This window comes from Gordonia sp. YY1, from assembly GCF_009872315.1.
Classification (GTDB): Bacteria; Actinomycetota; Actinomycetes; order Mycobacteriales; family Mycobacteriaceae; genus Gordonia; species Gordonia amicalis.
The window spans coordinates 16,146-28,206 of record NZ_WXYI01000019.1 but is presented as its reverse complement, the minus strand read 5'-3'; the positions used below and the strand labels follow the sequence as shown (position 1 = coordinate 28,206).

At 68.2% G+C, this 12,061-nt stretch carries 6 protein-coding genes and 1 pseudogene; 3 read left to right on the top strand and 4 right to left on the bottom strand.

Translation table 11 applies throughout. The features are described from left to right. Positions 1–6: 6 nt before the first annotated feature. From BPODLACK_RS19780 to BPODLACK_RS19765, 4 genes are all read right to left on the bottom strand, one after another. Positions 7–546: a Dps family protein gene (locus BPODLACK_RS19780; RefSeq protein WP_024498792.1), complete on the bottom strand. Its 540-nt coding sequence runs from the start codon at positions 544–546 to the stop codon at positions 7–9. Between the two features lie 166 nt (positions 547–712). Next, positions 713–3,991: an arabinosyltransferase domain-containing protein gene (locus BPODLACK_RS19775; protein WP_006438292.1), complete on the bottom strand. Its 3,279-nt coding sequence runs from the start codon at positions 3,989–3,991 to the stop codon at positions 713–715. Beyond that, positions 3,984–7,307 carry an arabinosyltransferase domain-containing protein gene (locus BPODLACK_RS19770; RefSeq protein ID WP_006438293.1) on the bottom strand — a complete coding sequence of 1,108 codons (3,324 nt, stop codon included), beginning with the start codon at positions 7,305–7,307 and terminating at the stop codon, positions 3,984–3,986. Before BPODLACK_RS19770 ends, BPODLACK_RS19775 begins: the two co-directional genes overlap by 8 nt. 92 nt (positions 7,308–7,399) lie before the next feature. Further along, positions 7,400–10,777 (bottom strand): arabinosyltransferase domain-containing protein, encoded by a 3,378-nt coding sequence (locus tag BPODLACK_RS19765; RefSeq protein ID WP_159406044.1) that lies wholly within the window; start codon positions 10,775–10,777, stop codon positions 7,400–7,402. A 68-nt stretch (positions 10,778–10,845) separates the two neighbouring features. Between BPODLACK_RS19765 and aroQ the strand changes: the two genes are divergently transcribed. The 3 genes and pseudogenes from aroQ to BPODLACK_RS19750 all read left to right on the top strand — a co-directional run bounded on the left by aroQ (position 10,846) and on the right by BPODLACK_RS19750 (position 11,961). Next, positions 10,846–11,316, top strand: coding sequence for a type II 3-dehydroquinate dehydratase (gene aroQ / locus BPODLACK_RS19760; RefSeq protein WP_159406043.1), 471 nt, complete (start codon positions 10,846–10,848; stop codon positions 11,314–11,316). Between the two features lie 32 nt (positions 11,317–11,348). Beyond that, a pseudogene (locus BPODLACK_RS19755) lies at positions 11,349–11,651 on the top strand (ATPase); the annotation flags it as partial. Beyond that, entirely contained in the window at positions 11,644–11,961 is a 318-nt protein-coding gene (locus BPODLACK_RS19750) for an ArsR/SmtB family transcription factor (RefSeq protein ID WP_159406042.1), read from the top strand. The pseudogene BPODLACK_RS19755 and the gene BPODLACK_RS19750, both read left to right, overlap by 8 nt. Positions 11,962–12,061: the final 100 nt, after the last annotated feature.

Below are 12,061 nucleotides of genomic sequence, written 5' to 3'. Positions count from 1 at the left end.
TCTCGGTCAGCGCGCGGCATCGGCGGCTTCCTTCTCGCCACTGGCGCCGGCGTGGGTCAGCTCCCCGGTGTAGCTCTCGAGGTGGGCGCGGACGAACCACTGGAACTTCTCGAGTTCGGCGGTCTGCCCGATCAGGATGTCCTCGGTGATCGGGTCGATCTCGCCGATCTTCTCGATCGCGTCCCGGTGCGAGGTGATGAAACCGTCGTAGACGAGGTCGAGGGCACCGAGGTGTGCCTGCGCGGTGTCCCGTCCGATCGAGTAGTCACTCCACGAGCGGTCGGTCTCGATCGCCTTGGCCGTGCCCCGCGGCGACGATCCGAGCGTCGCGATGCGCTCGGCGACGGTGTCGGCGTAACCGCGCACCAGTTCCACCTGCGGATCGATCATCTCGTGGACGCCGATGAAGTTCGCGCCGACCACGTTCCAGTGGATGTGCTTGAGAGTGAGGTGCAGGTCGTTCAGCGCGCTGAGGCGCTCCTGCAGGATTCCGGCCACCTCGTCTGCCGATTCCGTACTGAGTCCTGGTGCCGTGAATTTACTCATGAACACGACGCTAGGTCCCGATCGCGGCCTGTTCGAGCGTCACCGGGGATGAGTGACGCAACCGAGATTGGAGATCACGGTGCGGTAACGAAGGCGGGTCGCCAGGTTTCGACGGGGCCGTCCTGGGTATCAGCCGCGCGTCCCCGTCGTCCCTGGTCACGACGTGTCAGTACCCGCTGGAACGCATCGGTGCGGGGTCGTACAGACCCGACCGTCGTGCCTCTCCGAGGTCGATCTCGGCCGGTGGCGCCGGGATGATCTCGGTGAACCGCTGCAGGCCGCCCCAGTCGCGTCCCCAGTTGTTGCGCAGGTAGGTCGGCAGCAGGGTCGGACGCAGCATCGCCTCCGTGATGCCGAGCGGACCGCCCGCGGTGCCCGACATCCAGGTCTGGCTGTTCTTCCGGGTGGCCTCCGCGTCGGGCATGATCCGCCACTTGGGCACCTCGAGGACGCCGTTACGCACCTTCATCGGCTGCTGGCACGGGAAGACCAGGCCGGGCAGCCAGTCGATGAACACCGGATCGGTCCGGCCGACGACGTCGTCGAGTGTCGCCAGCTTGCCGACGCGCGGCGGCGTGATGGCCACCCACTCCGACGACGCCGCGGCCGTGTCCTCGACCAGGATGCGCACCACGGTGGACTGCGGCGGCGAATCGGCGAGCGGGAACCGCAGGTTGCGCCACGTCGGGACCTCGCCGATGTCGATGGGGAACATCTGGCCGGTCGGCACCACGCGGCCGTCGGCGCCGAGGCGACCGAACTGGGCGATCACCTTCTGGCCCGCGTGCACGACACCGATGCCGTCGACCGCCTCGACCGATCCGGCGACCGCCATGGTCAGCAGCGGTGCGTCGTCCGAGCGTGCGGGCAGCTGATACCAGTCCGTGGTCAGGGAGGCGGAGCCCGACGGCGCTCCGTAACTGCCGAGAACCGGTGTGGCGGAAGGGTTCAGACCGAACGGCAGGCGCACCGTCGACCCGTTGATGCCGCGTGCGCCCTGGCCGCCCTCGGTCCCGCCCTGCGCCGACGACGAGTTGGCGGACTCGTCCGCACCGGCGCCGGTCTGTGCGGTGTTCTGGGCGCTCGTGGTGGCGGAGTCGTTGTTCTCGGTGGCGTCCACCGACAGCTTGTCGGGGACGCCGTTGGGCGTGAAGCCGGTCGCATCCGGACCCGACAGTGCCTGCGACACACCGGGTGCGGGACGACCGTTCACCGCTGAAGGAGCGAGCAGGCCGGCCGTGGGGTCGGCCTCGACCAGGACGTCGTTGGCCAGGCCGCACGAATTGCCGGTCAGGGCACGAGCATTCGACTTCATCCAGGACCAGGAATCCCGCTGCTCGTAGGCGCCCTTCAGGAACGATGCGACCATGAACAACACCATCAGGCCCGAGATCACCGGCAGCGGTGAGAACTTGAGCTTCGAATACCAGTGGTCACCGCCGCGGGTACGGGTCTGTTCGTCGACGAAGTCGTCGCGGAAGTGGAACCACAGTCCGGCCAGGGCGGTGACGACCGCCGCGAGGAGGATGAACCACGCGACGTTGACCCCGCCGACGGCCGGCGGACGGTCCCACCACGGCACGCCGTAGCTGCCGACGAACCACCAGCCGTTGGTGCCGGCGAAGGAGATCCCGGTGATCGCGAGAACAGTGGCCGCGAAGAAGGTGCGGTTGCGGCGTGACCGCAGCACCGCCGGTGCCATCATCGCGCCCGCTGCGGCGGCGAGACCGGCGGCGATACCCGCATACACACCGAAGTGATGGGTCCACTTGGTCGGGGTGAACGCGATGAAGAACATCGTGCCCAGGGTGACCGCGACCAGACGCCAGATCGGAGCGCGCGCAACCCCGTTCGGATGCTCGCGACGCAGCAGGCGCAGCAGCACGACGAACAGGCACAGGATCATTGTGAGCACGCCGAAACGACGGGCCAGGGTGCCGTCCGCGGTGGGCAGGATCAGGTAGTAGTACCGGATCGGTTCCTGCCACCACTCGAGAGTAGGTCCGACGTCGGAGGCGACCTTGTTGCCGGCGATGAGCGCGCCGATCGGCTGGTCGAAGAAGATCTGGAAGAGGACCGCGGTGCCCGCCGCCAGGATCGGCGCGAGCATCGGCAGCAGGCCGTCGCGGTTTCTCCGGGACACCAGGGTCTTGACGATCGGCCGGATGCCGGCGAGGAGGGCGGCGACCGCCATCAGTCCGCCGGGCGCGAGGGCCAGCGTGAACGCCGCGGTCACCACCGCGATCGCGTATGGCAGCAGACGTCTGGTGGCGATGGCCCGTTCGACGCAGCACCAGGTGAGCAGCGCACCCACGGCTTCGGCGGGTTCGGGACGCAGACCGTTGTTGAACGGCAACCAGATCGCGAGGAACACGAAGGCGGCCGACCACACGGCGGGGGTGCTGTTGCGGACCGCGCGTCCCAGGCGCGGGATCACCTCGCGGCTGATGAGCCACCAGCCGAGGAGTCCGAGCAGGAAGGCCGGCAGGCGCATCCACGGCGTGGCGACGCTGACGTTCGTCATCCACGAGATGACCTGGAAATGCCAGCCGAACGGGTCCTGGGGGACGCCGAAGTACCGGAAGTAGTTGTCCGCGTAGCCGGCCTCGCTGGTGATGCGGCCGACCGTGAAGTTGTAACCGTCGTCGGAGGTGTTGGCACCGGCGAACCACCAGAAGGCGAGAATCGCGACGACTGCGACATCCGGAGGGCGGATCGTCCACCAGCCGGTCGGCAGGAATCGCTTGTGCGCGCGACCGTCCCGGCGGTCCAGGACGCCCAGTGCGATGAGCGAGAGGATCGTCATCACGATGCCGACGACGATCGCCGCGAGCTTGAGGGGCGTCGGCGAGCTGACGTAGCGGGTGTCGATGGTCGCGCGCAGCGACAGTCCGTCCCGGGACGCGTCGGCGGGCAGATCGCTGTAGATGCCGACGATCTGGGGGCGCATCTCGTGGTCGGGGATGGCGAACTCGTGCAGACCGCCGGTGGCGGCGTCGGGCGCGGGCAGGCCCTCGAAACGGCCGTCGACGCCCTCGCCGTCGGCGTGCATCACGATGCGGCAGTTCGGGTTGGCCTGCGCCGCCGCACGATCGGTGTTGAGAAGCACCACGTTGCGGTCGATCATCGTCAGCGTGTCGGCGGTGGCGCGGACGAAGAGACCGCGGGCGGAGTCGTCCTGGCCGCCCGCCGGCGTCGTCGAGAGAAGGACCCCGCCCTGCGCGGGTAACCGGGAGGCCAGCGAACACGGCACGGACATGTCCATGTCGATCGGGACGAAGGCCACCAGCGGCGCCGCCACATCCGACACGGAATCGCCTTGTGGCCATTTGAGTTCGGCGGTGGTCTGGTTGACCGGCAGGATCGGCGTGACGATGGCGAGCAGGAAGCCCAGCAGGCCCGTGACGACGGCGACGATCTTCGCGGTGCGGTTGGATTCACTCATCGGATTGGGGCTCCACCCTGATCGAGCCGGTGCGTGACCAGCCCCATTGCGTCGTCTGTGCGGTGTCGATCTGTGCATTCGGTGCACCGGGCACCAGCGGCGTCAGCTTCTCCAGCGCGCCCCAGTCGCGGGCCCAGTCGTCCTCGAGATAGGTCGACACGGCCCGTGCCGAGGTCGTCGCCTCCGAGATGCCCAGCAGGCCGCCGTCGACCCCGGCCTGCCAGGTCTTGGACTGCGAGTTGGTCAGCGGGTAGTCACCCAGGATCCGCCACTGCGGCACCTGCGCGACGCCGTGCGAGACACCCATCGGCTGCTGGCACGGGAAGTGTGAGGCCACCCCGAAGTCGATCAGGGTCGGCGCCGACGATCCGACGACCTCCTGCAGAGACTGCAGCTGCGGAGCGCGGGGCGGGGTGATCCCGATGAACTGCTGGTCGCCGAGGTTGTTGTCCTGCAACGACAGTCGCATCACGGTCGCCGCGGGCGGGGCCGCCGACATCGGTATACGCATGTTGCGCCACGGACGGTTCAGGATCACCGGTCCGGGATCGATGGGCAGCATGTCCGGGCCGACCTGTTCGAACGAGCCGTCCGGTCCCGGACGGCCGAACTGCACGACCATCTTCTGCCCGAAGTTCCGGACCCCGAAGGTGTCGATGGTCGAGACGGCGCCCGCGGTGCTGAACACGAGCAGCGGCGAGGCGGCACGGTCGGCGGGCAGGTCGTACCAGCCGGTCGTCAGACGCGCCTCCCCGTTGTAGCCGTGGCTGCCGAGCACCGGGGTGGTGGCGGGATCGAGTCCGAAGGGGAGTTTGGCGGTCGAACCGTTGACGGTCTCGGGTCCGCGACCACCGGTGGTGCCCGCACCGAGTCCGCCGGTGATGGCGAACGGGCGTGCCATGCTCGCCGAGACGTTCATCTGGCCCGGTCGCTGACTTCCGGGTTCGGGCTGGAGGTCATCCGGAATGCCGTTGGGGGAGAAGCCCACCGGGTTCTCGCCGCGCAACGCCGCGGTCGCCGACGCACCACCCGCGGGGGTGAGCATCCCGGTGTTCGGATCGAGTTCGACGAGCACCTCGTCGGCGAGGCCACACGGGTTGCCGCGCAGGGTGTTCAGGTTCTCGGCGAGCACCGTCGGCGCGGGATACCGGGTGACGGCCGCCTTCACGAACAACAGCATCTCGACGACGACGAGCAGGCCGGCGATCACCGCGATCGGGGAGGAGGCGAGGAACAGGCGACGTCGGTCTGCCCGGGTTTCGCCGGGACCGGTGTCGCTGTGTGCGAGTCCACGATTGGTGACGTAGTCGAGCCGGAGATGCTGCCACACCGCCAGCGCGGCGGCGAGTACGGCGAGGATCAGGAACAGCGTCGACGCGCCGTATCCGGCGATGACGGGCGCCCGGTCGAACCAGGAGATGCCGTATTCGTAAGCGAACGGCCACGAGTTGTAGCCGGCCATCGCCGCGGCCATCGCGAAGAGCAGACCCGAGACGAAGACGGTCAGGTTGCGAGCCGAACGCGCCGCCGACTGCACGACGGCGATGGTCGCGGCCGCGGAGATCGCGGCGGCGAGACCCGCGAGCACGCCGAACTGGATCGTCCACTTGGTCGGGGTGAACACGAACAGCAGCAGGGTGACGCCGACGGCCCCGACGAGACGCCACACCGGGCCGGGATCGATGCCGCGAATGCGGGTGCGCCGCAACATCACCGCGACCACCACGAACAGGCCGGCGAGCAGCAGGAGGAGCGGTACGCGTCTGGTGAGCGAACCGTCGTCGGTGACGACCGAGATGAAGTAGTACCGCAGGAACTCCTGGTGCCAGGAGATCACCGGACCGACGGTGTAGCGGAGTTTGATCGCCTCCAGCACAGTCGCGAGGGTCTGGTCCCGGAAGACGACGACCAGGACGACCATCCCCGCGGCGACGATCGGCGCGACGAGCGCCGCGGTCGCCGTCCACCGCGAACCACCGAGTTCGTTGCGGCGGCGGAGCAGGATGTGCAGCAGGGCACGCGCCGCGACGAGCAGGATCGCGATACCGACGACACCGTGCGGCGCGAGCGCGAGGGTGAACCCGGCGAGCCCGGCGGCGAGTGCGGCGGGAAGCAGACGACGGGTGGAGATGGCGTGCTCGGCTGCCCACCAGGTCAACAGGGAGCCGAGGACGATGATGCCCTCACTGCGGAGTCCGCTGCAGAACGGCAACCAGAACGCGGTGAACGTCAGGGCGGCGGCCCACGTCGCCCATGCACTGCGGCGCACTGCCGGACCCAGGCGTGGCAGAAGCACCCGGCTGAGGACGAACCACGACACGAGGCCCGCGACCATCGCCGGGATGTGCATCCAGAGGATCGACGAGGAGATCGACGACCACACCGAGAGGAAGCTGTAGTACCAGTCGAACGGCGCCTCGGGGATGCCGTAGAAGCGGTAGTAGTTCGCCAGGTACCCGAATCCGTCGGCCGTGCGGCCCATGTTGAGGATGTAGCCGTCGTCGGGCGATCCGGCGCCGAGGAACAACCAGATCAGCAGGATGGCGGTGACGACCAGGTCGGTGGCCCGCGGCTTGAGCGAGTGCCACCAGGCACGGGTGCGCGCCCCGATCCGGCGGTGGTACCCGAGGATTCGGTCGAGTTGGGCGAGCGCGATGAGCGCCACGATCACCGAGATCACGGCGAGGACCATCACGACGATCTTCAGCACCGTCGGCGACGACTCGTAGCGGTTGTCGACGCGGATCGAGACCGACATCCCGTCGGCGGCCGCGGCGCGGACCCGCTCGGGGCTCAGGTTGCTGAAGATCCCGGCGACCTGCGGGCGCTTCTCCGGCGGGAGCACCGTCGAGTCGCCGAGACCGACGAACTGGGCGCCCGGCCCGCTCGGTGCGGAGAATATGTGCAGTTCACGGCAACGGTCGAGGTCGGCACGTGGCGCCGTGGCCGCGACACTGTTTCGGAACGTGACGGTGACGGCCTGATCGGTTCCGGTCACCCACAGCGACGAACCCTTCGACGTCGGTGCGCTCACGGGCATGGTCGCCAGGATCACGCCGGTCGGGGCACTCGCCAGCGTCGAACACGGTATCCGGGCGTCGAGAGTCTGCGGGGTCTGCGCGATCAGCGGCGCCATCACCGACGACGTCTCGGCGTTGAGCTCCTGACCCGCCGGCCAGGTGATGTCGGCGTCGGTGGCCTTCACCGGGAGCAAGGGCGTGAGTGCGCACAGCACCACGCCGAGGACACCCGCGACGATCGCGATCAGACGGGCGGTACGTGCGGAAACACGAGACGTCGGGGCTGTCACAGGCACGGTGCTTGATCGTATGCGACCGGCACCCGCTCACCTACCGCGCACCCTGAGCTGCGACCTTCCCGCTCCCTGACCTACTGCTCCCTGAAGGGTCAGTATCTGATCGGCGCGGGACTCCACAGGCCGCTGCGGGTCTGCGTACCGGTCTCGATGTCGGCGAGGGTGTCCACGCCGCCGTACGGTTCGTAGCGTTCCAGCGCGCCCCAGTCGCGACCGATGTCGGCCATCAGGTACGTCGGCAGGGCGGTGGCCTGCTGGGAGACCTCGATCCAGCCGAGTGGGCCGCCGCCGAAGCTGTTCTGCCACGCCGACACGGCTGCGGCGAGATCCGACCCCGGCTTGATGCGCCACTTGGGGATCTCGGCGACACCCACGTCGTGGGTGAAGGGCCGCTGGCACGGGAACCCGAGCCCGGACGTCCAGTCCACGTGCACGGGGTCGGTGCTGCCGACGACGTCCTGCAAGGTGTCCATCTGCGGCACCCGGGGCGGGGTCAGCACGATGAAGCGGTCCTCGTTGAGGTTGTCGTCGGTGGCCACGATGCGGACCGCGGTGGTGTCGGCGGGCAGTTCGTCGGTGTTGTAGCGCAGGTTGCGCCAGGCCGGGCGGGGCCCGGGGTCGATGAGTTCGGTCTCACCGGCCGCGGTCAGGTCGGCGTCCTTGGTGTCCGGGCCGATCGGGTCGGCGGTGTATTCGAGCATCACGTTCGGGTTGTCGTATTCGCCGGCCACCGACATCGTCAGCAGCGGACGGTCACGCCAGTTCTTCGGGAGCGCGTACCAGCCGGAGGTGAGGCGGGCCGGAACCTGGTCGAACTTGGAGTAACTACCCATGACCGGCGTCGTCGTGGGGTCGAGGAAGAACGGTAGTGCCGCGGTGCTGCCGTTGACGCCGGGCTCGGGCAGTTCGCCGCCTCCGGTGCCCCCCGGGTTGGAGTTCAGGATCTTCGGGTCCGCCCAGACGTTGCCGGACAGCACGCCCAGCGAGCCCTCGCTGGCGGTCGACGCCAGGTCCGTCGGTACACCGTTGGGGGAGAAGCCCGAGGTGGCGGGCGAGGCGCCGGGGGCGGGGGCCGGACCGCCGAGCGGGTTGGCCTGCGACGAGTCGACCGGCCGCAGCATGTCGCGGTTCGGGTCGGACTCCACCCACACCTTGTCGGCCATCCCACACGGCTTACCGGCAACCGCCGCGAGGTTGGACCGCGGCACCGAATACGAGGAGCTCTGGTGGATGCCCGCGAAGATCGCGGTGATGATCTGGAAGACGACGACGGCCATCGCGAGATAGGCGAGGGGTGCGGCGGCCACCGAGGCGAACAGTCGCCGGTACCAGCGTTGCTCGGACGTGTCGACGGGTGCCTTCGGATCCGCGTCGGTGACATGCGGATCCGCGGAATGCGGGTCGGTGCCGGTGAAGGGTTCACGGAAGTGGAACCACAGCGCGACGAGGAGAAGTGCGAGCGACGCGTAGAGCAGGACGCTGCCGAGCATCAGGCCGCCGATCGTCACCTGCTGGATCCCCCAGGGCATTCCCCAGGAGGAGTAGTAGTAATAGGAATTCGGGCCGGTGAACGCCAGACCGCCGATGAACAGGACGAGCGCACAGAACAGGGTGCGATTGCGTCGTGAGTGCATCGACTGCTGACTCGCGGCGATCGCGGCGATGGCCGCCAGCGCGGCGGCGATACCGGCGAAGACACCGAAGTGATGGGTCCACTTGGTCGGTGTGAACATGAGGAACACCAGCGAGGCGAAGGTGATCGCGACGATGCGCCGAGTGGGTCCGATGGCGGTGCCGGGGATCCGGTTCTTGCGGATCAGGACCGCCGCGGACACCACGAGGCCGAGGATCATCGCGAGGACCGCGAAGCGTCGTGCGATCGACCCGTCGGCGGAGAAGGCGAACAGTGCGGAGTATCGCCCGAGCTCGTTGTACCAGTTCATCGACGGCCCGAGCGCGGTCTTCATGCTCGACGCCTCGGAGAACGAGCGCAGGGTCAGGTTCGAGAACACGACGAAGACCACGAAGCTGCCGGCGGCCAGGATCGGGGCGATCAACGCGACGAATGACCATCTCAGCGCGTGACGCGAGGTCGAGTCGCCGGTGATCACCCGGGCGCGCTTGATCAGCGCCATGATCATCGGTCGTGCACCGGCGATCAGCGCCGCGACCGCGAGCACACCGGTGGGACCGGCGGCGATGCTGAACGCGCCCACCAGGCAGGCCACCGCGGCCGGCAGCAGCCGACCGGTGGCGATGGCGCGTTCCACCGAACACCAGGTCAGCAGGGCGCCGAGACAGATGATCGGCTCGGGACGCAGTCCGTTGTTGAACGGGAACCAGCAGGCGAGGAAGGCGAAGGCGGCGGTCCACGCGACCATCGGGCGGGTGACCGCGGCACGACCGAGCCGCGGGATCACCTCGTGGCTCACGATGAGCCACACCAGGATTCCGCAGGCGAGCGCCGGAAGCCGCATCCACGGACTGGCCACCGACACATGACTGAGCAACCCGAAGACCTGGTAATACCAGCCGAACGGCGCCTCCGGGGCGCCGTACCAGCGGAAGTAGTTGGCGGTGTAGTCGCTGTCCTGCGCGACCCGCGACATCGTCAGCAGATAGCCGTCGTCGGAGGTGTTGGGGCCGATCATGTGCCAGAGGATCAGCGCGCCGATCACCACGTAGTCACGTGCGTTGAGGCGCCACCAGCGGGCCGGGAAGATGCGCCGGTGCCGACGACCGTCGGTCGAGTCGAGGGCTGCCAGTGCGGCGAGCGAGAGCAGCGTCGAGCTGACACCGACGATGACGACGAGCAACTTCGAGATGGTCGGGGCGGTGTTGTACCGGGAGTCGACGGTGACATGCGCGTCGAGACCGGCGACATCGGACGCCGGACCCGACAGGTCGGTGAAGAGACCGGTGACCTGCGGGCGCTGATCGGGCGAGTTCTTGAAGGCCTCTTTGTCCTCGGTGGTTCCCGCGAGCGGATCGCCTGCGTCGTCGGTCATGCCGACGAATTCGGCTGTCACCGCGTCGGAATCGGCGTGGACGACGATCTCGCGGCAGTCCTGCGTGCGGATGTCCTGGAGGCTCGCCGAGACCAGCGGGACGTTGCGGATGACGACCTCGACGCCCTGGCGGTCGGCCGGGGCGTCGGCGGCACCGGTCTTGCGGATGAACAGGCCGCGCTCGGCGGACTTCTCCGCCTGCTTCGGTGTGGTCGAGAACAGGACCGAACCACCGGGCGGCAGGTCGTCGACCGCCGTGCACGGGATGGTGACGTCGAGGTCGACGGGGGTGTAGCCGATGAGTGGGGAGGCGACCGAACCGATCTGTCCGTTCTGCGGCCAGTTGATCTCCGCGGTCTTCTGTTCGACCGGCATCAGCGGCGTGGCCAGCGCGAGAAGGAACCCGAGCAGGCCCGTGACTATGGCGACGATCCTCGCTCGTCGAACGGTCTGCGCTGGCACAAAGAGAGATGGTAGCCGCTGAGGTGTCTCGCCCCGGTCGGCGAGGCGGCGGAGACTATGGTGAACCCATGTCCGACTCCACGTCCGATGCCGCCGGCGTCGAACCGTTGCCGATCCTGCTGCTCAACGGGCCGAACCTGAACACGCTCGGCACCCGGGAGCCCGCGATCTACGGCTCCGAGACGCTCGACGACGTCGTTGACCTCGCCGAACGGACGGCATCGGAACTCGGCTTCGGTCTGCGCGCCGCGCAGACCAACCACGAGGGTCAGATGATCGACTGGATTCACGAATCGGTCGGGAAGATCAGTGGCATCGTCATCAACCCCGGCGGGTGGACCCACACGTCTGTGGCCCTCGCCGATGCCCTGGTCGTACCCGGCGTGCCGATCCTCGAGGTGCACATCAGCAACGTGCACCAGCGTGAGGCGTTCCGGCACCACTCCTACGTCTCGCCCATCGCGGCAGGCGTCATCGCGGGCTACGGCATCCGCGGATACGAGTTCGCGATCCGGAGACTCGCCGAGTTGGTCGGCTGAAACACTTGTTGCAACCAGCGGGTTGCAAGTCATCGACTGTTCACGATCCGGTCCACGGCGCCTTCGTCTTTCGCACCGTGAAGCTCGACGAACCGCGATACGCCGCCTTCCGGTGGCTGGCCGACGCATCCGATCCCGACTCGGAGTCGACGCTCGTCGAGTTCTGGATCGCCGACTCCGGGTCCGGAGTGATCCTCAAGGTCGTCGAGTCGGGATTCGCCGCGCTGTCGGGTTCGGATGCGGATCGGCGGGCCAAGTTCGACGGCAACACCGAAGGCTGGAAGATCGAGCTCGAACTGGCACGCACTCACCTGACGAGCGGTTCTCGTGCCTGACGTCGCCCCGGTCGAGGTCTTCGGTGCTCTCGCCGACGAGAGTCGCTGGCAGATTCTCGTCCGCTTGGGAACCGAACCGGCGTCGGCGTCGACGCTCGCGACCGAGTTGCCGATCAGCCGTCGGGCGATAGCCAAACACCTCAAGGTCCTGACCGATGCGGGCCTGGTCACGGCGTCCCGGGCCGGTCGTGAAATCCGTTACGAGGCGGTCGGTTCGGAGCTCTCGCGCCTCGCGCGGCACCTGGACACCATCGCGCGAGGATGGGATCGCCGGCTGGCAGGCATCAAGAAGGCCGCCGACGGAGACTGACCCGTCAGAACGGTTGCGCCTGAATGACGTCGCGTGCGATATCAACCCGGCGACACGACCTCGACCGAACTCGCCCCGACGGAACGACGTCGCATGCGAC

Excerpts from the sequence above, each read along its gene's own strand:
- BPODLACK_RS19775 (WP_006438292.1), bottom strand. The coding sequence starts at position 3,991 with ATGAGTGAATCCAACCGCACCGCGAAGATCGTCGCCGTCGTCACGGGC.
- BPODLACK_RS19780 (WP_024498792.1), bottom strand. The coding sequence starts at position 546 with ATGAGTAAATTCACGGCACCAGGACTCAGTACGGAATCGGCAGACGAG.
- aroQ (WP_159406043.1), top strand. The coding sequence starts at position 10,846 with ATGTCCGACTCCACGTCCGATGCCGCCGGCGTCGAACCGTTGCCGATC.